Consider the following 22,734-nt stretch of genomic DNA (forward strand, 5'->3'; position numbering starts at 1 on the left):
GACAACAAACTTTGTCTGGGCGGAAAATTTTGATTTTGTTGATCACCTGAATTATCATATCCTATGATGGTGATGAGTATCACTCAGGCGCTTGGCGCTTCGTCACTGGTGATGGCGATAAATCTTATTGGTTTTCTGAGCTTTGTGGTGTCGGTGTTGCTGTTGTAGTTGGTTGTGGGCTGAGAGATGGAATTGGTGGCTCGGATGTAGATTGGGGTTCTCGTTGGATTTTGAGCCAATATCCCAGGGAACCGGCTGCTAAAAGCACCCCTAAAAGAATTAGTAACTGTAGTGGCAGTTTGGAAGCACGAGCAGGCTTGGTTTCTGGAATTACTTGAGTTGGCTGGTCGGAATTGCCCAAAGCTGTTCCATTTGTTCTTTTTGGTGTCAAATTTACCGTGTTGCTGGCTGAAATATCAGGAATTTCTGCTTTGAGAATGATATCTGGTTCGCAGTATTTGACTTGATAATGTACTAAAGCGATGGTGACATTATCATGTCCATTTTTCGTATTAGCGATTTCCATCAGTCGGGAGACAGCAGTTTCTATATTTGTGTCCCCATTGAGAACGGGTAATATCTCTGTTTCCCAACACTCTTCTACGCGGTCAAAATCACTCAATCCATCGGAAGTGAGCAAGAAAACAGCATCCTCGTCAATGATAAATCGTTGGGAAGTAGGATGCAATGAGGCGCTCTTACTCATACCTAAAGCTTGGACTAAAGAGCCAGAACCACTATGTTGTAATGCTTCGCGATAAATGGCATAGCCTAATCGCACTTCGCGGCAAGCGACATCATCATCCAGGGTAACTTGATAACAACCGTGGCGCGTAATCCAATAGGCACGACTATCACCAATATGGGTAATGTACATTTCGTGAGCGATGGGCAAGGCCATGACTAGAGTAGTTCCCATCCGTTGCCGCCCTTGGCGATGTTCAGTGTCGTTGCGCTGACTGATTTTATCATTGACAAGTGCTATTGCCTGTTCCAAATCACTCAGAAGTATTAAGGGGTCTATGTTTTCAAAAGGAACTGAGGTAAGTTGGATGACCTGTTGCTGAATGGTTTCAATGGCTAAGTTTGATGCTATGTTGCCTCCCTCATGTCCACCGATGCCGTCACAAACAATAGCTAAGGCAGTTTGCTGGGGAGGTTTACTGACAATAACGCCGCTAGGGGGGTAACAGGCATCTTCGTTACGTTGACGACTAGGCCCTGTATCTGTTTGGGTGATAATTTTAATGGTGGTGCTTTGGATTGGCGAGTTTCGTCCACAGGAGGCTGTCCCCAATCCTGCCAGTGCTTGATCTAAAACTGTAATTAATTGCTCAGATGAGTTGATTTCACCTTCAATTAGAGCATCGCTAATTTGCTTGAGGAAACCAGCTATGGCTGGCTTGGCATTTTTGAGGAGTTGTTGCCAAAATGCTCCTAATTGTGACAATGTTGGTGATGTTTGGGAAGAATCAAAACGCAATTCTAGTAACCTCACTAATGACCCTTCTACTCGGATTAAATAGGGGTCTAATAAGCTGGAGGCTACTCCTTCAGTTGCTAGAGGTTGCCACAAATGAGCTATTTGCCAAAGCCAATTAATTTGCCGCATTGATGAAGCATCACCCCAAGCTGCGGTTAACTCGCTGCACAGATTTACTTGAGTATCTGTACTATCAGCTAACAGGGGCGGTTTTTCCAGAAGCAATATTTCTGGCTGAGATTGTCCCTGATTCAGAGAAAGCACCCCATATACTTGTGGTATATGTAAGCGGTAGGGGATTAGTTTTAGATAAGCTTTTATTTTCTCTAAATTATCTAATTCAGGTACTTGGGGTAATAACCCAGGTTTGAGATCAAAAATAATTGATTGACCAAGGACTAAATAGCGATCGGCTAAAATTTCTCCAGGACTACCCAGGCTCAAACTATCTCCCACTACCCACAGGTAACGCTTGGGTAAGGGTGTGGAGCATCGCTGGCAAAACTTGTGAGTCAAGGGGTTGGCAGCTTGACAATATTCATTTGGGCAGTACAGCGTTGCCGCATCATTTTCCATATTTGTCGCACCGATCAGCGATTGGCAATTTATTCAACAGCATGGGCAGCGGTCATTTAGTCCGCTGATGTTTTTGTCCTCAACATAATAGGGGACTGGGGACTAGGGACTAGGGGGACTAGGGACTAGGGACTAGATAGAAAGTTATTCTCCTCTGCTCCTGGGCTCCCCGGCTCCCTTGCCTTTTCTCCCCTGCCTTTCAGCATAGCTACCTTTTAGGGGCTGGTTTTGCCATACCTCTAATTTGTCTGTGAGTTATGAGTTATGGATTTATAACAGGAGTTATAAATTTTGTAACTCATCAACAATCACTCTCAACCTTATTGATTTGCGTTGGCTGCAACTTGGGGTAGTCCCATGCTGTAGTTAGTAACTCGGCTAGAGAGATTGTAGCTAATTTCACCTTTTTGTAGGAGCGATCGCAGAAAATGCTCTATGTCTGACCCAATCCGACGCAAGTTATAATCTGTTAGGTCTACACCACTTGAAGCTTCTACTAGTTCATCAAACTTACGATAAACTTTTTGTAGCGTGTCTTCATTCCAGTTAAATTCGTTGTCTGGGTCAACATCTAACGTCAAGACATGATTGCTAGGAACTAGTTCATCCTTGTCCATCTCCGCCGCAAAAATGCGAATATGACGGGTTGTGGACTTGAGCAGCATCGGGTTATCCATAAAAAGGTGTAAGATTTCGGTTAATTACACTGCAATCATTTTAACGGCTCTGCCTGAGCTTAATTGTCTCAACTTACAAGCTTTAGCTTTGAGCGCAGTTTTATTTTCCCAGCCAGCCTAGAGCGTTTTAAGTTTTTCATATTTCTTTACATTAGTTTAGTCGTCAGTGGAAAAAGGCAATAGACAGGAGGCAAGAGGTAAGAGGCAAGAGTTAGAATGTTATTCTCCCCATATCCCCAGTCCAGAGTTTTCATTTCATCACCCATAGAGCATACCCTGAATAGCGGTATCTGATTGTGGGCATACCTGAAAAATTAATCACTTATTGAACTACTGAAGCGGAAAAAGAATTGGTCGAGCAATATTGTGAGCAAGAATCGAAAACTAAAACAGATATTTTGTTAAAATTGATGATTTCCTTCAGTATAGCTTGTCTGATTTGAAACCAAGAATGCTATTTTGTCAAATTCTGGGCTAAAATAATCTGGTTCAATGTGTATGTGATCATCCACAACCGAATTTTTACAGTTAATAAATTTACTGATTTACCCTTCCAAAATTTGCTGAGAAGAAAGATTACCTCTATTGACTTCATCTAAAGTGCTTAAAATTTGATCTAGCTTTGATTCCAGGAAAAAATCCAGCACATTATTTAAGTAAAATTACTGACTCAATTGTAATAAGTTAAACGGTTATTGACGTTTAGATAAAGTTAGTGTAAAAACTTTTAAAAAGGTTGGACAAGTTCTTACAGAAACTTTATTGTATAGAATCTTAAAAACTGAATAATAGTGTATGACTTAGATATGCCAAAACTACCACAGGAACATCAAAATCTAGACCGTAAAAAGCGATTTGCAATAAAAATAGGGGGGAGTGAGAAATGGAATGCAAATTTGATGGATGAGAAAACACTCTTACATTCAAACACTTCTTTGTATTTAAAAGAAATATGAAGAATTTTTTTTCTGGATATTTTAGCTCCTCACCTGTATAAACACCAAGTAAAGGAATCCTCAAGACTATGAACTCCAAAGCCTTACCGCGCCAAATCAATAATCTCGAAGTAGGTGTTTATGAGTGCGAAATACATCTCAAGTTCCGTTTGATTGAGGAAAAGAGTCTGTTGGGCGATCGCGAACAACTTTTGCAGGTGCTATTAGACGCACTTACTGAGGGATCTGATGACTTTTTGGAAACATTACAAGCGTCTGTGAAGGCGCAGGAGGTTTCTGAGTTCAAAGCCTCACCTCAAATGAGAAGACAACTAATGCGCTTAAGAAACTTTGTTGATAACAGCCAATAGTTAGAGATTTAGTTTTGAGTAGTAGCAAATGCTGTATCTACGTTTGTGCCTAACTAAAATTGATCTGAATCATAAGTTGACTTGTCTAATCTGACTCTAAAACTACAAGTGAGAAGACTACCTAGAAGTTCAAGTCAGCATCTACATTAACCCATACCAGTTGCACTACCACAACAAAACCTGGATGTCTATTAATGCGGTCATCCGTTGCTTAAAATTTGGGTTAGGGTTGTTTAAAATTTTTACTCAGGGGAATTTCAGAAAAACTAGGATTCCGTTTCAATTACAACCACCCATATAGTGGAGTTTGGTAGCAAACTCAACCAGGTGCATTTTACCTATTCTTTTTATTCCCATTGAATACGAAAGCTGTCGCCATAACTTCTCTTGAGAGAGGTGAAGGTGTGTTGGCGTGTTGCAGCTACTGAGCAAGTCCATGTTCTAGAGCAAAACGCACTAGTTCTGTACGGCTGTTAGTGCCGGTTTTACTAAATAATCGGCTGACGTATTTTTCGACGTTGCGGACGCTGGTTTCTAAGCGGCGCGCGATTTCTTTATTCATCAATCCTTGCGCTACCAGGTTTAATACACTTTGCTCTCTGGGGGTCAAATCGATTTTAAATGGAGGTGGAGATTGAGAAATACCAGTTCTTGGACTTAACAAATCTTTAATTTTGGAAATTTCATGGGCTAATTTGGCAATGTCCATGTTTTCACTATCTTCACCTATAGCTGGTGCTTGAGCAGTACGACGGGTTAGAAGATTTTCAACAATGGCTATTAATTCATCCGGATCGAAGGGTTTGGGTAGATAAGCGTCAACACCTGCTTGATAACCTTGGATGCGATCGCCTGTCATGCCTTTAGCTGTTAAAAATACCACTGGTAAGGACTGAAAGCGGGGGTCATCTCGCAGTTGCTTGAGGAACTGATAGCCATCCACCTGGGGCATCATAATATCAGAAATCACTAAATCAGGTGTATTTTGCTGCATCAAGTCCCAACCTTCACGGGCGTTACTGGCAACTTGAACACTGAAGCCGCTTTCTTGTAAATATTCTTTGACGGCTTCTCTTAACCCTGGTTCATCATCTACCAGTAACAGTTGTGCTGACATTGAAAATTCCTATGAGTGTACGTTTTTCTAATTTAGCGAAATTTGGTCAGGATTGGGTACTGGGGATAGGGGAGATTTGAGGTATTGTAAGGGATACTCTTAGACATCTCCGAAGAAGAATGTAGAGACGTTCCATGGAAGGTCTCTACAAGGGTTTTGAAAAACGCATACCCAATTTCTGGCGATGTCTATTGCCCATAGTATAAAGGGTTTGAGTCCAAACCAAAATTTTTGCTCAAAATTTCCCTCAAGAATTATTCAAACTCCGCCAAAGATACCAGCAAGCTATAGTGCGGTAAGGTTGCCATTGTTGGGCTAGTTGTTCTACAGTTTTTTTATTGGGGAGGTCAGCTAAACCATAGAGTTGACGGATAGCATTACGAATACCCAAGTCATCTACTGGTAGAACATCCCAACGATGTAATCTAAATATTAGTAACATTTGCACAGTCCAACGTCCAATACCCTTAACTGTAGTTAAACACTTAATAATAGATTCATCATCCATTTTTTGTAGGTCATCTAAGCTTGGTAATTGCTCAAACCGTTGTGCTAAATCCTTGAGGTATGAAATCTTGGGACGGGAAATGCCCACCGAGCGTAAAACATCATCTGGGGTGTTAATAATATCACTAGCTGTCAATGAATCACTGTATAGTTGTAAAAATCTGTTGTGAATAGCGGCAGCGGCTTTACCTGATAATTGTTGGTAAATAATTGACCGGCACAAACAATCTAATAAATCCCCTGTTTGCTGTACCTGATTTAGCCGACATTCCCCTACGTGCAATATCACTTCGGCTAAAATAGAATCTTGTTTAAGTGTTGTAATCGCAACTGAGTACATTGATGATTAAATCTATAAAAATGCTGATCGCTCTTGTGCCATCGCTTTAGGGAACTACAAAAAACAAATTATAACGGCTTTTCCTCCCCTTGCTCTAAAAGTGATGGGATATTTTTTTATTTGCAAGTCCCTATCTTAAATTTCCAAACTTACAACCATTCAATTATATGGGCATTTTCTGGTAATTTTGCTTCTCTTTGTCCAATACTTCTTTCTCTACCAGTAAATAGACCAAGGGGCGTATTTAAAAAATCTACAAAACCAGCTTTACCAATAATATTTTTAATGCTTTCCCTTGGTACTTCTTTTAATAACCAACGCAGGAGAATATAACCATATTCTTTAGTTTTCATTTCTCGCGTTAATTCTATATGATGCAATTCATGTAAATAGCGATTAGAACGCCCATAACGCCTCCATTGACTAGCTAATTCTTTGATTGTCAGTCGGTGACGGTGTTGAACAATAGCATCAGCCGCAAATTCTAATTTACCCAGATTAGCTTTGAGAATCCGCCAACAAATATCGGCATCTCCTCCTGTGGTAAGATAGGGACGAAATAAACCTGACTTAGTAAAAACCTGACGACGAATTGCTAAATTTGCGGTTTGTCCATAGGGGCAAAATTTATGAGCAAGAGTATGTTTTTGAGATAAAGTTTCTTGTTTATCTGCGAATTGTTCCAATAAACTTTTTCCTGGTAGGGCGACAATTTCTCCAGCGACAATTACAACTGCTGAATTAATGAAAGGCCGAATTAATTTATTTAACCATTGGGGCTGAGGACGACAATCTGCATCGGTAAAAGCGATAATTTCACCTGTAGCGGCTTTAATACCAGTGTTGCGGGCTGCGTAGGAACTTTGAATTTTATTTTCACTTAAAAGACGAATGGTGATTGGGGAATTTTCAGCTGTTGTTTGCAAAATAGGGAGGGTGCGATCGCTGCTATTATTATCTACTAATAGATACTCTACCTGGTCTTTTGGATAAGTTTGCAACAACAAACAACTCAGCAAGTCTGGTAAATCTGCCTCACCATTATAAATAGGAATCACCACCGACACCTTGGGGAGAAAGCTTTGGGCGGTAGTTGCTTCAACAGGCTGATGATTCATATATTTGAGTTCGTCGATTACCTACGAATATTTATACTATCACTATAAGATCCCCGACTTCTTAGAGAAGCGGGGATCAAGTTGTATAAACACCTGGCAACAAAACTTAAAATTTCAAATCTTCAGCCCGAACGCTTAGAGGTTGGGAAGTTTGAGGAGGTGTTAGGGGTTGGGCAAATTTGCTATTAGAGAGAGCAACAATAGCACGGGCATATTGTGGATCACTCAAAGTCCCGATTAAGTTGGGATTAGCAGCCAACTGACGCTCTTGTGCTTCCGTCAAATCTAGCTGAATATCAGGTATAATCCCCTTATGGTTGATATCTGTACCTTTGGGGGTGTAGTAGTGAGCGATAGTCACAGCTAACCCAGAGCCATCTGTAAGTTCATGGACTGATTGCACCAAGGCTTTACCAAAGGTTTGACTACCTACTACTACCGCCCGGTTGTTATCCTTGAGTGCGCCGGTGAGAATCTCACTAGCACTAGCGGAATTACCATCTACAAGAACAGCTAAGGGTCGATTTGTCAAGGCTGTGCGATTGGCTTTAGTTTCTTCACTACCTCCCACACGATCCACTGTCTTGACAATGCCACCATTATCCAGCCACATCCGCGCTATTTCAATGCTGGCTTGCAACAAACCGCCTGGGTTTCCTCGCAAATCTAATACATAGGAATCGACTTTCTGACTGTTCAACTCACGAATAGCTCGTCGCATCTGATCAGCGGCGTGGCCACTAAACTCCCTCAATCGAATATAGCCAATCCGACGGCCACCGTCTTGCTTGAGGGTATAACGCACTGTCGGAACTTCGATAGTTGCCCTTGTCAGCTTGACATCAAACTGATTTTTTCCGGGTCTTACCAGTCGTAAGGTGATACTAGTGCCAGCTTTGCCGCGAATCAAATTAGATGCGTCATCCACTTTCATCTTGAGAGTGGATTGATCGTTAATCGCTAAAATTTCATCCCCTGTTTGAATACCTGCTTTCTGGGCTGGAGAATTCTCTATAGGTTCAACAACGGTCAATCGCTTGGTTTTTTCGTTTATTTCCATGCGAATGCCAATTCCAGAAACTTCACCAGATGTTTGATTGGTGAGGGTTTCAAATTGTTTGGGGTCCATAAACCGCGTGTAGGGATCACCCAATCTTTGCAGGGCTTCGCGGATGGCTACATAAGCTTGTTCATTGGAAGTATAGTCTTTGCTTAACAGGCTTTGCCTAATTGCTTGCCAATTTTGTTGATTAAATTTGCCATCAACATATTCACGATTCACTAGTTGCCATACTTGGTCAACTAACGCTTTTGGACTATCTTGTAAAGCGGCGTGAACACATCTTGTCCAAGCTTGACCAAACACAGATATAGTGGCAGTTGTAGCGATCGCTCCACCAATCAAGGCTGCTTGGAGCGGTGAGTGACGTTTCGCAGATTGATTCATGTATATTCAGATGGAATAATTGTATTGTTGACAGTTTAGCAATCAGGTCTTCCTGAGATTTTGAAGTTTTTATACTCTACTTATCAGCTATGCTTAATCAATCATTTTTTTCCTTTGTAAATGATGTTGAAATTACCGTCTTTTTATTAATAGTTATCGCTTAGATTTGGTGGGTTTACTGTAAAAACAACGACAGCAACGCTGTGAATCTCGTCACTGTATCCTCTTTACACCCTAAATCCTTTTCCTAAGATAGCATTTTGTTGATTTGATGGCAGGATTTTTCAATAGTAAACAATAAAGTTTTAATTTTCTATGTTATGAAGCACAAATTTACGAGCAAATCATCAATTTCCTGGAAGGGTAAATCGAGAAAATTGTGGCGATTGTTACAAAATATTGCTTTTGGTTTGTGTTTTATCCTGCTGATTTGGCTGACTTTCACCACTATAACCTTAGTTTCTGCTTCTTCACAGCCTGTAGATGCCTTTTTCGTGCTTGGGGGTAGTATTCGTAGGGAGATTTATGTTGCTCAACTGGCTAAACAATCTCCCCAAATACCTATTTTAATTTCTCAAGGTTCCCCAGCACCCTGTATTTGGCTCATTTTTAAACGGGAAGCAGCGGATTTACAAAAGGTCTGGTTAGAAAATTGCGCTCATTCTACTTTTGAAAATTTTTATTACGGGATACCAATTTTGCAACGCTGGGGAGTGCGTAAAGTAAAATTAATTACTTCTGGAACTCATATATCACGAGCTAAATTAATGGCACAAATTCTTTTAGGCGCTCAGGGAATTTGGGTAGAGCCTGATGTTGTTCAGGAACAAGGTATTCCTGGTAATAAAGAATTTTTGATAAAAACTGGATTAGATGTTATCCGTAGCTTATTTTGGGCGGTTTTCAGTCACTTTATTCATCCCCAATGCTCAAACCTAACAAGACTGGTTGATGTAGATATGCCAGCTTGGCAACAACGCGGTTTTCACTGTGAACATCAGGGACAATTAAAAATCAAAGCAGGAGTTAGGAGTAAAACCCTCTTGTAGTCGGAGTTTCATAACCGATGTCCTAACTACCCTGTATAGTTTTATCAAATTAAACCATTATAGGCGATCGCTTGAATCATAGATATAGGAACCGTGGTAAAATATTCCTTTTGAAATTGTTCTTCTCGGACTGCGGCTAAAAATTGCTTAATAGCATTATCAGCTTTATTTTCATCGCTAATAATTGCATCCCAAGTGATTTGTAAATATCTATCTTGACGTTGAACTGTAAAACCTAAATATTTTAAAGCTTTCAAGCCTAAATGTAAACTTACATCGCTGATTCCCAGTTTTTCTAAAAGTTGCACACGGGTAACTAGCTGATTTGTCCGATTTATAAATTTAGCAATTCCTACTAAGGTAAACCAAATATCATTGGGTGTTTGTTTTTGTGGTTTTGACCAAGCTATAGCTAATTGTTGTTGATTATAAACCGACCTTCTCAACCATACCCGTAAATCATCCCAACTTGTTGGACAATCTTTAATAATCAATATGGAGTTATTTTTTTGAAATTGTGAATAATCCTGATTTCTCCAATCTAAGATCATCGCTGATTTCTCAGTTTTTACTTCTAAATCAGCACACGGACGTACAGAAATTAATCTAATTTCATAGCGTTTTTTAAAGCTGTTGTAGTCTATTTCCGCTATACAATCACATCTACCTATAGGCAATTCTTCTTTATAATGTCCCCACCAGATACCCGGAAAAGAGTTTTTACTAGAATCATCCCGAATATCAAACTCGGTTTTAATATATTGTATTTTCTTGCCCTTGAAATCCTGTTGATTACGATGCCAAGCATTTTCAAACCAACAATTTTTAATCAACAATTTTGGAACAGGATTTCCCATTCCACAAGGTTCTAAAATTTTCAGTTCTAAAAATAATTCTTTCCCTAAATCTGCAACTGTTACCACTACATCAGCTTGGACTGTGGGTGTAAGATTAATTCCCCCTAAAGATTGCCGTAATTTTTGATTAATGGCATCTGTAAATAAAGGAATATTCTCAACTAATAAACTTAAACCTGCTGCAAAGGGATGTCCACCGAAACGATGTAATAAATGTGCTTGTTCTTTGACTAATTGATATAAATCAACAGAATTAATTGAACGCGCAGAACCACGCGCTAGAAGTGTCTGCGATTCTCCATTTTCCGTACTTAATAAAATCGTTGGGCGACCTGTTTCTTGCGCCACTTGACCCGCAACTAAACCTAAAACACCACTAGGCCATTGCGGGTCTTCTAAAACAATTACACTAGTAGTTGATAAATCTAATTGGGAGAGTTTTTTAAATACTTGATTCTGCACATCTTTTTGTAAAGATTTGCGCCGGGTATTCGCTAATTCTGTTTCTTCTGCAAGTTGCTGACAGCGTTGAATATCTCGACTCGTTAACAGTTCTACACAAAAACTAGCATCACCATGAATCCTGCTGACTGCATTAATACGAGGACCCAAACCAAAGGAAATATCTGTAGGGCGATCGCCACTTTTCTGGCATAATTCTAATAATCTACCTACTCCTGGCCGTCTTCTCTCTGCAACTGGTTTTTTATAATCAGCTTGTAACTTTTGAATTCCCACTTGCGCTAAATAACGACAATCACCATTTAATTGTACTAGGTCAGCAATTAATCCCACCGCTACTAAATCTAACAAATCATCTAAGGGATGTTGTGGTATATCTGGCAAAGTTTCATATAATGCTTCTACTAATTTATAAGCAACTGCTACCCCAGAAAGATGAAATAATGGATGTTCTCTTGGTAAATAACGAGGATTGATAATTGCAGCGACTGGAGGACGTTCAGCAGGTAAAGTATGATGGTCGGTAACGATTACATCTATACCTAATTTTTGAGCATAAATAATTTCATCAATATTTGTACTTCCCGTGTCACAAGTGACGATTAATTGACAACCTTGTTTAGCTAAATTATCAATTCCTGCTAAATTAAGTCCATGAGATTCTGTTAAGCGATTAGGAATGTAATAAGTTAATTGTTTATTTTGAATAAAAAATTGTCCTAAACCATCCCACAAAACAGCAGTTGAGGTAATACCATCAGCGTCAAAATCTCCCCAAATAGCAACTTTTTCACCAGCTTCACCCGCTTTTTTTAAACGGTGCATTGCCAAACCCATTTCTTGCCCAAATTCATCAGGTTTTGCTGGTTGATAAGCTTGATAGTTAACAAAAGTTGCTAATTGTAATTCACTTTGTATCCCTCTTTGCCAAAGTAATTGGGACGCGTAAATTCCACTTGATAGCGGTGTGTACTGTTTAACTGCTTGGATGAACCATTCAGGAATTTGTTCTGTTTCTAATAAAATCCACTGCATTTAATTAATTCAAGATTATTAATTATTAATTATCTTTTTCCTGACTCCTGACCAAAATTCATTCATCATTTATAATTAAATCTCTTGGTGATTCATTCTCCAAGGGATTGATAGCTACTTCACCAGGAATTCCTTCTGATTTACGAGAACGAATAGTAGGACGAGTGCGCCTATAACCTGCCCTTTCTGCTTTTTGATGTTCATAATCTATTAGTCTGCCATAATATGGATGTTTACTCAAATTCATTGATAAGAAAATATGTTGTCGGATGTTACCAAAACCTTTACGATTAAAAAATTTAACTGCTGGAATATTCGTAGGATCTGTATCTACTAACATAAACCGCGCCCCATCTTCAATCATTCGCGCTACAACTTTATCAACTAATTTGTCTGCTACTCCCTGACGTTGAAATTTAGGATTTACACCTAACCACAAAATATAACCATAAGTCCAAGATGCTTTACTAATAATAGTGCCTAAAATAAATCCTGCTAGTTCGCTATCTGTTTCTGCAACCAGGCAATATTCTGGATCTGTGTTGTAAAGTCCAATTACTTCCCATTCATCCCAGGTGCGATATAAATAAGGATATAAATCGCTGGTAAATAGTTCTTCACCTAAGTGGTAAACAGGCGCAATATCATCAATTCCTAAATCCCGGACATAAATGGTATCAGTTTCATCAAAGGCTTTCATGATTATGGCTTTAATTGTTATTATCTAATTTTCCTTATTTTCTATCAAAAAAAATTCTTTTTTCTCATATATTCAAAGTGATACTTCTTGGATATTATCAATATTTGGTAAAATTTGAGACGATATTTCTACTGGATTATTGGTTTGACTATAACAAAGGACAGCATATTGACAATATTCACAAGATTTTTTAGATGCTGGTTCTTGGGGAAATGGCCCCTTTTGGTGATATTGTTCTAACCAATTAGTTAAATTACTCAACAGTTCATTTAAGTCGTGTTCTGTTTGTTTATGTTTGCGAGTATCATATTTAAATTGAAGATTTTTAGGTTGGTCTTTGGCTTGAACAAACCAGTAATTCATAGATATATTATTAGGCAAATATTCGCTAGTTTCTGCCAGAACATACATATAAAGTCGGGTTTGCCAATTCTTAGCTAAATAGCTTTTATTCGGTGGTTGAGGATAGGTTTTCCAGTCAAAAATCTGTGCTTTTTCTTGATCTGCTATTAATAAATCATAAATTACTGTGAGTAAGTAATCCTGAATTTGCAAAGTCCGATAGTGTTCACTATCGCGGAAGGTCTGACTATCGTTATCAGGTGTTAATATTTCTGGTGCAACATTGGCAAAATCTGTCATCCAAGTTTGCAGTTGAGTATCCGCTTGCAAGAAACTATTAATTGGTAAACCCATTTCTTGCTGCTGCATGAGCAGGTGAAAACGACTACCTAAAGTCTGATATTCTTCCTGTTGGGGGTCTGTGGGTGCGGTAAGTTGTTCTAAATAGGTATGCTGGAATTTACGAGGACAAGCTGCAAGTAAGTTGAGATGTCCTTGGGAAAGTCGAAATAGTTGAGTAGATGTTGATAGCATTTTTGCTTTGTTTGTGTAATAAATTCCCTCTTCCCTATTCCCAAAGAAAAATAAAAGGTAAAAGGCTGAATTTTACATTTCTCTTTCATCCTCTTACCCTTTTTATATACCTGATGCTTATTTCATGTTAGCCGCTCTACAAGACTTGGGCAAAGAGAAACAAAGTTTAACAAAGTTAAATATTGCTCAGATTGCTTGCTGCTTCCTTCTGGCAGTGTCGGCATCCACCAGTCTCCAGGCTTGACTTCAGATACGGCTTACCCTAGTCGCACTGTTGAAAATAAGAGGACATTTGCTACTTTAGTTCATTATTTTCAGCATCATTAAGGTTTTTGGATTTCTCAACCGCTTGTAAGCCGGTGGCCTACTCTCAGAAGTTTTGTACAGGGTCTCAAGCCTTCTATTTTTTACCTGGTTTTCGCGTTATCACAAGTGTAACAACTTCTCTGTTGATCCAACTATTTAGTTAGAGTTGTTAGCCCGTGCATCCTTGACGGCCGCAATAAAAAATAATACGGTGAGAGGAATACTCAAAGCTAGGATAATGGCAGTAGTTTGGACACCTAAATCTGGCTGTCCAGAACTGAGTTCAAATACTGAACCAACAGCAGCGATCGCTGTAAAACAAGAACCACCTAAAAATAAACCGCTTTTTGGAGTTAAATACACAACTAGACCACCCTATGCTACTGGTTTCACCGCTTGATACGAGAAGCCATTTTTAGATAGTTCCTGTGCCAAAGTCAAGGAATTTTCTACACGGTCTACAAATACGACACCGTTGAGGTGATCCATTTCGTGCAAAATACATCTCCCTAGTAAGTCATCAGCTTTTAAGGTTTTAGGACGACCATATTCATCTTTATAGGCAATTTCTACCACTTGGGGGCGTTTGACATCCAAATAAACTTTAGGGATGCTTAAACAACCTTCTTGAGCCACACAAAGCTCACTACTAACCTGTTTTATGACAGGGTTGATCAATACCAGCGGAAGCGCATCTGGTTTGTCTGGTTCACAGTCGATGACAATCAGTTGTTTGTTAACTCCGACTTGGGGTGCAGCCAAACCAATACCATCCTCGCTGTACATAGTTTGCAGCATTTCCCGCACCAGTTGGCGAAGTTCATCATCTATTTTTGTAACCCGCTTTGCAGGTTGACGCAGGACGCGATCGCCTAAATAATGAAGCTTCAAAGGTGGATTTTTTAACTTTTTCTTCTCTACAGCAATATCCAAGGGCATGATTCTTGTGGCTTAATGATGAATGTCTTACTCACTCAATTCTATCGTTAGTTGACAGGAGTTAAGGTGACAGGTGACAGGTGACAGGGAATATAGGAGATCATTTACGAATTACGAATTACCAATTTATGCTTAAATTTTTTACCAAACTAGATTATCTACTTAAAGAAACTTTCCTGGGGTTGTTACGGGGAGGGTGGATGAATTGGGCTGCTGTCAGTACCATGACAGTGTTACTATTTTTATTTGGCTTAAGTCTGCAAACTTCTTGGCAAGTAGAAAGACTTCTCAACCAGTTTGGTAGTCAGTTAGAATTATCAGTCTATTTGAAATCAGGTATTCAAGCTGTTAATATTGAACCACTAGTAGCAAATTTACCAGATGTGGCTGGAGTAGAAGTAATTACTAAAGAACAAGCTTGGACTAAGTTGGTTAAAGAACTTGGTTTGACTAATATTGAAGGTGCTAACCAGCAACTAGGGGGTAATCCTCTGGTGGATGAGATGAAGGTAAAAGCCGCAAATCCCCAAGTTGTAACCGATTTAGCAACACAGTTAGCAAAGTTGCAAGGTGTAGATGTGGTGCAGTACGTAGATGAAGCGGTGAAACGTATTGGACAGTTACATCAGGGTCTGAGTTGGCTGACTCTGACAATTACCGTTATTTTGACTTTAACAGCCATAGCTGTGACTACAACTACTATACGCCTAATTGTCATGGCGCGTCGTCGAGAAATTGAAATTATGCAACTGGTAGGTGCTACTTACGCTTGGATTTACCTACCATTTATTTTACAGGGAATTTCTTTTGGCTTGGTTGGTGGGGCGATCGCTTGGAGTTTTATTTCTGTCACTCAACAATTTATCAACCGCTTACTAGTTAATCAGCCTGAGTTTATCCAATTTATTAGTCACGGTTTACAGCTAACTGTTTCCCAAACCTTACTATTACCCCTGATTCTCTTGGGTTTTGGCGCATCTGTAGGATTGATGGGCAGCTTGTTTGCTGTCCACCGTTTTGCTAACAGGTGACAGGTGAAGAAGCAGGGGAGCAGGGAGCAGGGAGCAGGGGGAAGTTATTTATATTTTTCCCAGTCCCCAGTCCCCAATCATAAAGAACAAGGTATTTGTAAAGCCTGTCTCAATAAAGTCTCATATTCTTGGTTACTGATGGGATAAGCGCCAAATCTCTCTAAATGAGGATTCATCATTTGTGCATCAAACAGTAAAAATTTCCTTTGGCGCAACCTTTCTACTAACTTGACCATTGCTACCTTAGAACCTTCGGGAATGTTGTAAAACATCGATTCACCAATAAAAGCACCACCAATCACAATCCCTAAAATTCCCCCCGCAAGTTTATCACCTTGCCACGTTTCAAAACTATAGGCATAACCAGTTTGGTAAAGTAGCCAGTAAATTTTTTGTAATTCTGGAGAAATCCAAGTTGTTTTACGGTTAGCGCATCCAGCAACTACACCCAGGAAGTCACGGTTAATCGCTACTGTAAACCTTTCTTGGTTAAGAACGCGCTTTAATGATTTAGGGTAGCGAAATTTCTCATCTAAGGGAATCAAAGTATGTTCCTTACTTCCATACCATCCCAGGTGATCATACTCATCAGCCATGAGAAAATAGCCTTGAGCATAACCTCGAATAATAGCAGCAACATCATATTCCATAGTTCAGTTAACAATCACAATAAGCCTCAGAGGAAAACAACTTGCTGTTATCAACTTTCCTATGCGTTCTTCTGAGTTTACCTTGGTACACAAAATCTATTTAAGATATACAAACATGACTCAGCCAATTCCACCCATTACCCTACCACCATCTGAAAATCCTCAACTAGAAGGCGAATGGTTGCAAAAGCGCCTGTTGCGGTGGCTGGATACAGAATTTCTTCCCGAAGTAGTTAATCAAAAAATTGCCCAACGTGCAGCGCAGATTTTTGTTAGACAACGCATGGAAGGCGAAAATGATTTAGGTTCTCTGGTTATTGCTATTGTCACAGAGATGCAGGCATTTGATTTTTCTAAAAGCTTTTATGGAGAGTTTGCGATCGCCAACGCCGTTAGCGATCTACTCTTAGATAGCCTGGGAATTGATCATTGTTGTGGTCAATAATAATTTGGTCATTAGTCATTAGTCATCGGTCATTATACTTTTGACTTTTGACTTTTGACTTTTGACTTCCGCGAAGCGGTTGACCACTGACTACCAGCTAGACTTGACAACCCCAGGTAACAAACCTTGGTGCGCCCATTCCCGGAGAACGTTCCGAGATAGTCCAAAATCACGGTAAACTCCTCTAGGACGACCTGTTAACCAGCAACGGTTTTGGCGACGAGTAGGCGCACTGTTGCGAGGTAGTTGTTGAATTTTGCGGTGAATTTCCAGCTTATCCAAAGGAGATTCTGCTGATTTGAACTCTTCTAGCAACTCTTCCCGCTTTGCAGCATACTTTTCCACCAACTTGGCGCGTTTTTTCTCGCGCTCAATCATACTCTTTTTGGCCATAAAATCCCTAATGTACTCAAAGGCAGCGTTTTCTATTCTACACTCTCTGCGTCTGGAACGTCTCTACAAGAGCAAAAAAGAAATCTTTTCACAAAATTTTTTCGCATTTTGTCAGTACAGGTCATTGACGCGCACCTAAAAACCTGATGTAATTATTTTTTATATATCCATACTGCACTAACACGATAAATCAAAAAGCAATACAAAACAATAAGTCAGCACGGTTATTGATATAAACAAACCCTGTCATCTTCCAACGTGAGTAAAGAAAAAATGCAGATGAATTAATACACTTAGCTTTCTGTATATTATACTTTTATAACAATTAATGATGTATGCAAACATTGAACAATTGGCAATACTGAGACAAGGTTTCCAGGTTTGGAATAAATGGAGAGATGAAAACCCAAACATAGATATTTATCTGATAAAAGCTGATCTGAGATGGACTAATCTTAAACAAGTTAATCTTCAAGGTGCGAATCTCTGTGAAGCTAAACTCATTGAAAGTGACCTGACTGGGGCTGAGCTCAGTTATGCTAACCTCAGCAACACTGAAATCATCGGTGCTAACCTCAGTCATGCTAACCTAACTGGCGCTGATATTAATAACGCTAATCTCACTGCGGCTAACTTTAGTGAAGCTAACCTCACGAAAGCTAACATCAGTAACGCACTCTTGATGAACACAAATTTATATAGAGCTAACCTTAGTGGGACTGATCTCAGTTTAAGTTACCTCTCTAACGCTAACCTTAGTAGGTCTAACCTCACTGCATCTAACTTCAGTGAAGCTAACCTCACTGCCTCTGACTTTAGTGGAGCTAACCTATGTGAAACTAACTTTAGTCACACTAACCTAAGTGGAACTAACTTCACTTCAGCCAATATGAGTTTAGCCAACTTGAGAGGGGCTTATCTTTATGGAGCAAACCTCAATGAAGCAAACCTCAGTTCAGCAAACCTGAGTGAAACAGACTTGACTGAAACAGACCTTAGTGAGGCTAATTGTAGTTTTGCTAATTTCACTAATGCTAATTTACGTTTAGCACGAATAATCTCTACAAACTTTCACGCTGCAAACCTCACAGGTGCTTGTATAGAAGATTGGCATATTAACAGTAATACAAATCTAGAAAAAGCTATTTGTGAATATGTGTATATGAAAATTAACGATGAGAATAAAACTGAACGCAGACCTATAAATGTTAATTTTGTACCTGGAGAATTTGCCAGTTTGTATCACAAAATCATAGAAAATACAGATTTAATTTTACGGAAAATTACCCCGTTGGAGTAATTCATTAAAAAGCCATTTTTTCGCAATAGTGATAGTCAAATCTATTGACACGGACTGAAAACCCAGTTATGCTTATTTTGATGAGGAAGAACTATCTTCTGTGCATAAGCATATCAAATGACATTTAATCAAATTAAATAAAGATATATTAAAATTAAATATTATAACCAGTTGCCAAAAAGACGTAGTAAAGGTTACTATACTAATACCGTATTTAAACATATTATTACTTTCTTTAAATATTAAATCCTCTACTGGGTATGAATCACAGTCACTTATTGATGGGACTGATGTTTGCGTAATGAGCTATTGTATCAACCCGCACTGTCCAAAACCTATTGACCTAGCAAATGCAAATAATCCTATTTGTCGTAACTGTGGGTCACAATTACTGCTGCAAAATCGCTATCGGGTACTTAAACAACTAGGTCAAGGTGGTTTTGGGAATACCTTTGAAATTGACGACGGTGGTAAAACCAAAGTTTTAAAAGTGCTGACGGAGAATAACCCTAAAGCGGTGGAACTATTTCAACAAGAAGCTAAGGTTTTGAGTCAGTTAAATAGTGCAGGTATTCCCAAAGTCGAAGCGGATGGTTATTTTACCGTTTTACCTAAAAATAGCTCTGTACCATTGCACTGTTTAGTAATGGAGAAAATTGAAGGGGTAAATTTAGAGCAATGGATGGAATTTCGTAATTATCAAACTATTTCTGAAACTCAAGCTCTTAATTGGTTAAAACAAATTGTAGAAATTCTGGCTTTAGTACACGCTAAAAAATATTTTCATCGTGATATTAAACCTCAGAATATCATGCTGCGACCTAGTGGGCAACTGGTTTTAATTGATTTTGGTGCAGTGCGACAAATCACCACCACAATTTTAGCGGGAAATTCCCATACTAGAATTATTTCACAAGGTTATTCACCACCAGAACAACAAAACGGTTATTCTGTACAACAGTCTGATTTCTTTGCTTTGGGACGGACTTTTATATTTTTACTGACTGGTAAAGAACCACAGGATAAAGCTATTTATGATCCTCTGACTAATGAGTTAAATTGGCGAAAATATGCAGTTAATATTTCTCCGCTTTTAGCAGATTTAATTGATAATTTAATTGCTCCTACTGCTAATCAGCGTCCTGAAAATACAAGAGTTATTTTACAGAGATTAAAGGAAATTGAACAAGGGTTAAATCAAGTTCATATTTTCAGAAACAATACTAAGATTCAATCTAAAAATAGTGCGTCTGTGACTGTTGCGGTTAGTCCAGGTAAACCAGTCACAACAACGGCTACTAAACCAACTCAGAAAAAACAGAACCCTTGGCAATGGTTAATTAGTTTAGGTGTGGGATGTTTTGCTATTGCTGCATTGAACCAACCTAATAACAAAATTATTGTCACAACTAGGGAAGACTGGGATAAACTTTACAAAGCAGAAGATTTAGCGAAAAGTCCTAATGTAGATAATTTACTCAAAGCTATTAGATTAGCTGAGGCGATTCAACCTGAAAGTTATGTATATCAAAAATCCCAAGAGTTAAAATCTGAATTTGTTAGAAAAATGCTCAAATTAGCACAGGAGAAAATGAATGAGAAAGATGCATATACAGCATTAGAAATTGCTCGCAGAATTCCTCCTAATCCTGAATTACAGGCAGAAGTTGATGATTTTATAGTGTTAAGTGAAGCGAAAAGATTTGCCTTTATTGGTACTGTAGCTGGGTTAGAAGCGGCAATTTCCCTAGCTCAACAAATAGATGCTTCTAGGGATGTTTATAATGAAGCACAACAATTAATTGCGCGTTGGCAATTAGAACTTAAAGAAGATGCACCATATTTATATCGTGCGGAACAAATCGTATTCTATGATGAGGATATTGCTTCCTTACAAAAAGCGATCACAGAAGCTAGTCAAATTCGCTCTGTCCGTGCATTATATCCAGAAGCACAGAAAAAAATTAACAATTGGACTGCTAAGATTCAACGCATTCAAGACCAATCTTATTTAGATCAAGCAAAGATTATTGCTGAAAGCGGAGATTTAAATACCGCCATTTGGGAAGCTCAAAAAATTGCTTCATCAGGAAGGGCGCTTGCTAGTGAAGCACAAACAGCAGTGGATAGTTGGCAAGAACAACAGATCCGCGCTAGAGAAAACTGGAGAAAAGCCAGAGAAGTGGCTGTTACTGGTACACCAAAAGATTTAGCTGAGGCCATCCGCATCGCTGATCGCGTTCCCAAGCGTAACATTTTACGCATGGATGTTAATGTCGGTATTGATCAATGGAGTCAGCAAATATTACAAATGGCACGCTCTCAAAGCGAGTTTGATATTCCTAAAAGTATTGAAACTGCAAGGTTAATTCCTCGTGGTAGTTCTGCTTACAGAGATGCCCAAATCCAAATTAGAACTTGGAAACTAAGAGAGAAGTAAAGACCTAAAAAGCAGTCACTAAAAGGAGTATAGCAAATCAGGAATGTAAATAAGTAAGCAGAAGCTAGTTATCATTGGAAGGCTGATTAGAATTATAGGTGACTAACTTAACAGCTATTTGTATAGAGATATAGTAATCCTGTCTATCAAAGGTGAGCAAAGTAGAAAGACTAGAGATAATTAAAGTAAAACAAAAGTAAGTAGTAGTAGGTTGGGTTGACTCAAGGAAACCCAACCAAAGCATAATTAAAAATCCCTAATTTCTCTCCAAAAGTCATTCAATAAATTTGTGTCTACTCCAAACTCAGATAAAAGCTTGAATTTTTCTCCTCCCAAAAAATCTCAACCAAGTCAAAATCTACCAAATTTAACGGAGATTGATCCTGTAGGTAAAACTTGGGAAAAGCATCGAATTAATGCTGATAAAGTTGCTGAATATTACGCAAAAGCAGATAATGATACTTTCAATGAGTATGCTTATCGGTTGAAAAGCTGTTCTGAGTGGCTAGAGTTTCGCTTAGTATCAGAAGAATCAGCAGATATTCTCAAATTAAAATTAACTAATGCGCGATTTTGTCGAGTGCGTCACTGTCCAGTTTGTCAGTGGCGACGTTCTATGATGTGGAAAGCAAAAGCTTATCAAATTCTCCCCCAAGTTGTTACAGACTATCCTAAATACCGTTGGTTGTTTATCACTCTCACTGTCAGAAATTGCCAAATTGAAGAACTCAGACAAACCTTAGATGAAATAAACAAAGCTTTTAAACGTTTGTCAGAATTGAAAGCATGGCCAGCTAAAGGTTGGGTAAAGTCTGTAGAAGTCACCAAAGGTCAAGATAGAATATCAGCACACCCACATATACACCTTTTAGCGATGGTTAAACCTTCATATTTCAGTCATGGCTATCTTTCTCAAGCTAAATGGGTATCATTATGGCAGCAGTGTTTAAGGGTTAATTATCAGCCAGTAGTTGATGTGAGAGCGATCGCAAAACACCATGATCCAAAAGTGCTAATTCCTGAAATTCTGAAATATCAGGTAAAAGAGTCTGATTTATTGGATGATAGGGAATGGTTTCTAGAGTTAACCCGTCAACTACACAAAACTAGAGCGATCGCAGTTGGTGGAGTTCTCAGACATTATATGCGAGAATTAGAGGAGAAAAATCAAGACCTCATTGGTGAAAGTGAAGAGATAGATGAGGTGACAGGTGATAGTTTATTTTTCAGATGGGATGAAAGATTACAAAAGTACAAATTATAGTGATAACTAAGAGAGAAGTAAAGCCCTAAAAAGCAGTCACTAAAAGAAGTATACAAAATCAGGAATGTAAATAAGCACTAATCATCATTAGACTGTTGTTTAGAATTGTGAGTAATCAAAGTAACACCAATTTGAACAACCTGCATAGAGATAAAGTAATCGTTTCTATCAATGAGGGGCAAAGTAGAAATACCAGCAAGTATTAAAATTAAACCAAAGAAAGTAGTGATTTTTGTAAGCATAGTAAGAAAAGAATGTTTATTGTCTAAGGTAAACAAGATAGCGTATGAGAAAGAAGAATAATACTAAGCTAAAGTAAGAGGTAGTTAAATATATTCCTTATATGTATGTAGTCAAGCTACCTAAAACTAACAGAAACTTAGTATCATCTTCAATTTAAACCAGGAAATAACGGC

The 22,734-nt window shown here is 38.7% G+C and carries 22 protein-coding genes; 8 read left to right on the forward strand and 14 right to left on the reverse strand.

All coding sequences use genetic code 11. The annotated features are described in order from the left end of the window. Positions 1 to 124 precede the first annotated feature (124 nt). Entirely contained in the window at positions 125 to 2,059 is a 1,935-nt protein-coding gene (locus H6G06_RS10560; RefSeq protein WP_190559765.1) for a protein phosphatase 2C domain-containing protein, read from the reverse strand. Between the two features lie 320 nt (positions 2,060 to 2,379). Continuing rightward, entirely contained in the window at positions 2,380 to 2,736 is a 357-nt protein-coding gene (ndhM, locus tag H6G06_RS10565; protein ID WP_277875196.1) for an NAD(P)H-quinone oxidoreductase subunit M, read from the reverse strand. 791 nt (positions 2,737 to 3,527) lie between these two features. Between ndhM and H6G06_RS10570 the strand changes: the two genes are divergently transcribed. Beyond that, a complete protein-coding gene (locus H6G06_RS10570; RefSeq protein ID WP_190559767.1) occupies positions 3,528 to 3,692 on the forward strand; it encodes a hypothetical protein in 165 nt (54 codons plus the stop codon). 68 nt (positions 3,693 to 3,760) lie between these two features. Beyond that, the gene (locus H6G06_RS10575) at positions 3,761 to 4,042 is read left to right on the forward strand and encodes an Npun_R1517 family heterocyst differentiation transcriptional regulator (RefSeq protein ID WP_096570543.1); all 282 of its coding nucleotides are present in this window, start codon (positions 3,761 to 3,763) and stop codon (positions 4,040 to 4,042) included. A 421-nt stretch (positions 4,043 to 4,463) separates the two neighbouring features. Here H6G06_RS10575 and H6G06_RS10580 read toward each other — a convergent pair whose 3' ends face one another. From H6G06_RS10580 to ctpB, 4 genes are all read right to left on the reverse strand, one after another. Next, positions 4,464 to 5,159: a response regulator transcription factor gene (locus H6G06_RS10580; RefSeq protein WP_190559769.1), complete on the reverse strand. Its 696-nt coding sequence runs from the start codon at positions 5,157 to 5,159 to the stop codon at positions 4,464 to 4,466. 247 nt (positions 5,160 to 5,406) lie between these two features. Beyond that, positions 5,407 to 6,006, reverse strand: a complete 600-nt coding sequence (locus tag H6G06_RS10585) for a DNA-3-methyladenine glycosylase family protein (protein WP_190559771.1) — start codon at positions 6,004 to 6,006, stop codon at positions 5,407 to 5,409. A gap of 149 nt (positions 6,007 to 6,155) precedes the next feature. Then, positions 6,156 to 7,124 (reverse strand): glycosyltransferase family 2 protein, encoded by a 969-nt coding sequence (locus tag H6G06_RS10590; RefSeq protein WP_190559773.1) that lies wholly within the window; start codon positions 7,122 to 7,124, stop codon positions 6,156 to 6,158. A 106-nt stretch (positions 7,125 to 7,230) separates the two neighbouring features. Then, a complete protein-coding gene (gene ctpB / locus H6G06_RS10595; RefSeq protein ID WP_190559775.1) occupies positions 7,231 to 8,571 on the reverse strand; it encodes a carboxyl-terminal processing protease CtpB in 1,341 nt (446 codons plus the stop codon). Positions 8,572 to 8,891: 320 nt separating this feature from the next. Between ctpB and H6G06_RS10600 the strand changes: the two genes are divergently transcribed. Further along, a complete protein-coding gene (locus H6G06_RS10600; protein WP_190559777.1) occupies positions 8,892 to 9,620 on the forward strand; it encodes a YdcF family protein in 729 nt (242 codons plus the stop codon). A gap of 44 nt (positions 9,621 to 9,664) precedes the next feature. Here H6G06_RS10600 and recJ read toward each other — a convergent pair whose 3' ends face one another. From recJ to def, 5 genes are all read right to left on the reverse strand, one after another. After that, positions 9,665 to 11,974 (reverse strand): single-stranded-DNA-specific exonuclease RecJ, encoded by a 2,310-nt coding sequence (recJ, locus tag H6G06_RS10605; protein ID WP_190559779.1) that lies wholly within the window; start codon positions 11,972 to 11,974, stop codon positions 9,665 to 9,667. A 58-nt stretch (positions 11,975 to 12,032) separates the two neighbouring features. Beyond that, positions 12,033 to 12,674 (reverse strand): GNAT family N-acetyltransferase, encoded by a 642-nt coding sequence (locus H6G06_RS10610; RefSeq protein WP_190559781.1) that lies wholly within the window; start codon positions 12,672 to 12,674, stop codon positions 12,033 to 12,035. Between the two features lie 72 nt (positions 12,675 to 12,746). Continuing rightward, the gene (locus H6G06_RS10615) at positions 12,747 to 13,550 is read right to left on the reverse strand and encodes a PD-(D/E)XK nuclease family protein (protein WP_190559783.1); all 804 of its coding nucleotides are present in this window, start codon (positions 13,548 to 13,550) and stop codon (positions 12,747 to 12,749) included. Positions 13,551 to 14,012: 462 nt separating this feature from the next. Further along, entirely contained in the window at positions 14,013 to 14,219 is a 207-nt protein-coding gene (locus H6G06_RS10620) for a hypothetical protein (protein ID WP_190559785.1), read from the reverse strand. Between the two features lie 12 nt (positions 14,220 to 14,231). Beyond that, positions 14,232 to 14,795, reverse strand: a complete 564-nt coding sequence (def, locus tag H6G06_RS10625; protein WP_190559787.1) for a peptide deformylase — start codon at positions 14,793 to 14,795, stop codon at positions 14,232 to 14,234. A 128-nt stretch (positions 14,796 to 14,923) separates the two neighbouring features. Here def and H6G06_RS10630 point away from each other — a divergent pair, with 128 nt between their 5' ends. Further along, entirely contained in the window at positions 14,924 to 15,826 is a 903-nt protein-coding gene (locus H6G06_RS10630; RefSeq protein ID WP_190559789.1) for a cell division protein FtsX, read from the forward strand. Positions 15,827 to 15,903: 77 nt separating this feature from the next. On the opposite strand, the gene aat is transcribed toward H6G06_RS10630, so the two are convergent. Further along, positions 15,904 to 16,476, reverse strand: coding sequence for a leucyl/phenylalanyl-tRNA--protein transferase (gene aat, locus H6G06_RS10635; RefSeq protein ID WP_190559791.1), 573 nt, complete (start codon positions 16,474 to 16,476; stop codon positions 15,904 to 15,906). A gap of 115 nt (positions 16,477 to 16,591) precedes the next feature. On the opposite strand from aat, the gene H6G06_RS10640 reads away from it, so the two are divergent. Next, the gene (locus H6G06_RS10640; protein WP_190559793.1) at positions 16,592 to 16,921 is read left to right on the forward strand and encodes a hypothetical protein; all 330 of its coding nucleotides are present in this window, start codon (positions 16,592 to 16,594) and stop codon (positions 16,919 to 16,921) included. A gap of 90 nt (positions 16,922 to 17,011) precedes the next feature. On the opposite strand, the gene rpsN is transcribed toward H6G06_RS10640, so the two are convergent. Beyond that, positions 17,012 to 17,314, reverse strand: coding sequence for a 30S ribosomal protein S14 (gene rpsN / locus H6G06_RS10645; protein ID WP_190559795.1), 303 nt, complete (start codon positions 17,312 to 17,314; stop codon positions 17,012 to 17,014). A 328-nt stretch (positions 17,315 to 17,642) separates the two neighbouring features. On the opposite strand from rpsN, the gene H6G06_RS10650 reads away from it, so the two are divergent. The 3 genes from H6G06_RS10650 (at position 17,643) to H6G06_RS10665 (ending at position 22,318) form a co-directional block, all read left to right on the forward strand. Further along, on the forward strand, positions 17,643 to 18,614 hold the full coding sequence (locus H6G06_RS10650; RefSeq protein WP_190559798.1) for a pentapeptide repeat-containing protein: 972 nt from the start codon (positions 17,643 to 17,645) through the stop codon (positions 18,612 to 18,614). 301 nt (positions 18,615 to 18,915) lie between these two features. Beyond that, complete coding sequence (locus tag H6G06_RS27350) at positions 18,916 to 21,054, forward strand: protein kinase domain-containing protein (protein WP_338422927.1); 2,139 nt, start codon at positions 18,916 to 18,918, stop codon at positions 21,052 to 21,054. A gap of 289 nt (positions 21,055 to 21,343) precedes the next feature. Further along, complete coding sequence (locus H6G06_RS10665) at positions 21,344 to 22,318, forward strand: protein rep (protein WP_338422928.1); 975 nt, start codon at positions 21,344 to 21,346, stop codon at positions 22,316 to 22,318. Between the two features lie 77 nt (positions 22,319 to 22,395). Here H6G06_RS10665 and H6G06_RS10670 read toward each other — a convergent pair whose 3' ends face one another. Then, on the reverse strand, positions 22,396 to 22,560 hold the full coding sequence (locus H6G06_RS10670; RefSeq protein ID WP_190559800.1) for a hypothetical protein: 165 nt from the start codon (positions 22,558 to 22,560) through the stop codon (positions 22,396 to 22,398). Positions 22,561 to 22,734 lie beyond the last annotated feature (174 nt).

The sequence above is a fragment of the Anabaena sphaerica FACHB-251 genome (assembly GCF_014696825.1).
In the GTDB taxonomy this organism is placed as follows: Bacteria; Cyanobacteriota; Cyanobacteriia; order Cyanobacteriales; family Nostocaceae; genus RDYJ01.

What these genes read in the sequence shown, in the direction of transcription:
- H6G06_RS10560 (WP_190559765.1), bottom strand. Translation starts at nt 2,059, where the DNA reads ATGGAAAATGATGCGGCAACGCTGTACTGCCCAAATGAATATTGTCAA.
- ndhM (WP_277875196.1), bottom strand. Translation starts at nt 2,736, where the DNA reads ATGGATAACCCGATGCTGCTCAAGTCCACAACCCGTCATATTCGCATT.
- H6G06_RS10575 (WP_096570543.1), top strand. Translation starts at nt 3,761, where the DNA reads ATGAACTCCAAAGCCTTACCGCGCCAAATCAATAATCTCGAAGTAGGT.
- H6G06_RS10580 (WP_190559769.1), bottom strand. Translation starts at nt 5,159, where the DNA reads ATGTCAGCACAACTGTTACTGGTAGATGATGAACCAGGGTTAAGAGAA.
- H6G06_RS10585 (WP_190559771.1), bottom strand. Translation starts at nt 6,006, where the DNA reads ATGTACTCAGTTGCGATTACAACACTTAAACAAGATTCTATTTTAGCC.
- H6G06_RS10590 (WP_190559773.1), bottom strand. Translation starts at nt 7,124, where the DNA reads ATGAATCATCAGCCTGTTGAAGCAACTACCGCCCAAAGCTTTCTCCCC.
- ctpB (WP_190559775.1), bottom strand. Translation starts at nt 8,571, where the DNA reads ATGAATCAATCTGCGAAACGTCACTCACCGCTCCAAGCAGCCTTGATT.
- H6G06_RS10600 (WP_190559777.1), top strand. Translation starts at nt 8,892, where the DNA reads ATGAAGCACAAATTTACGAGCAAATCATCAATTTCCTGGAAGGGTAAA.
- recJ (WP_190559779.1), bottom strand. Translation starts at nt 11,974, where the DNA reads ATGCAGTGGATTTTATTAGAAACAGAACAAATTCCTGAATGGTTCATC.
- H6G06_RS10610 (WP_190559781.1), bottom strand. Translation starts at nt 12,674, where the DNA reads ATGAAAGCCTTTGATGAAACTGATACCATTTATGTCCGGGATTTAGGA.
- H6G06_RS10615 (WP_190559783.1), bottom strand. Translation starts at nt 13,550, where the DNA reads ATGCTATCAACATCTACTCAACTATTTCGACTTTCCCAAGGACATCTC.
- def (WP_190559787.1), bottom strand. Translation starts at nt 14,795, where the DNA reads ATGCCCTTGGATATTGCTGTAGAGAAGAAAAAGTTAAAAAATCCACCT.
- H6G06_RS10630 (WP_190559789.1), top strand. Translation starts at nt 14,924, where the DNA reads ATGCTTAAATTTTTTACCAAACTAGATTATCTACTTAAAGAAACTTTC.
- aat (WP_190559791.1), bottom strand. Translation starts at nt 16,476, where the DNA reads ATGGAATATGATGTTGCTGCTATTATTCGAGGTTATGCTCAAGGCTAT.
- H6G06_RS10640 (WP_190559793.1), top strand. Translation starts at nt 16,592, where the DNA reads ATGACTCAGCCAATTCCACCCATTACCCTACCACCATCTGAAAATCCT.
- rpsN (WP_190559795.1), bottom strand. Translation starts at nt 17,314, where the DNA reads ATGGCCAAAAAGAGTATGATTGAGCGCGAGAAAAAACGCGCCAAGTTG.
- H6G06_RS10650 (WP_190559798.1), top strand. Translation starts at nt 17,643, where the DNA reads ATGATGTATGCAAACATTGAACAATTGGCAATACTGAGACAAGGTTTC.
- H6G06_RS27350 (WP_338422927.1), top strand. Translation starts at nt 18,916, where the DNA reads ATGAGCTATTGTATCAACCCGCACTGTCCAAAACCTATTGACCTAGCA.
- H6G06_RS10670 (WP_190559800.1), bottom strand. Translation starts at nt 22,560, where the DNA reads ATGCTTACAAAAATCACTACTTTCTTTGGTTTAATTTTAATACTTGCT.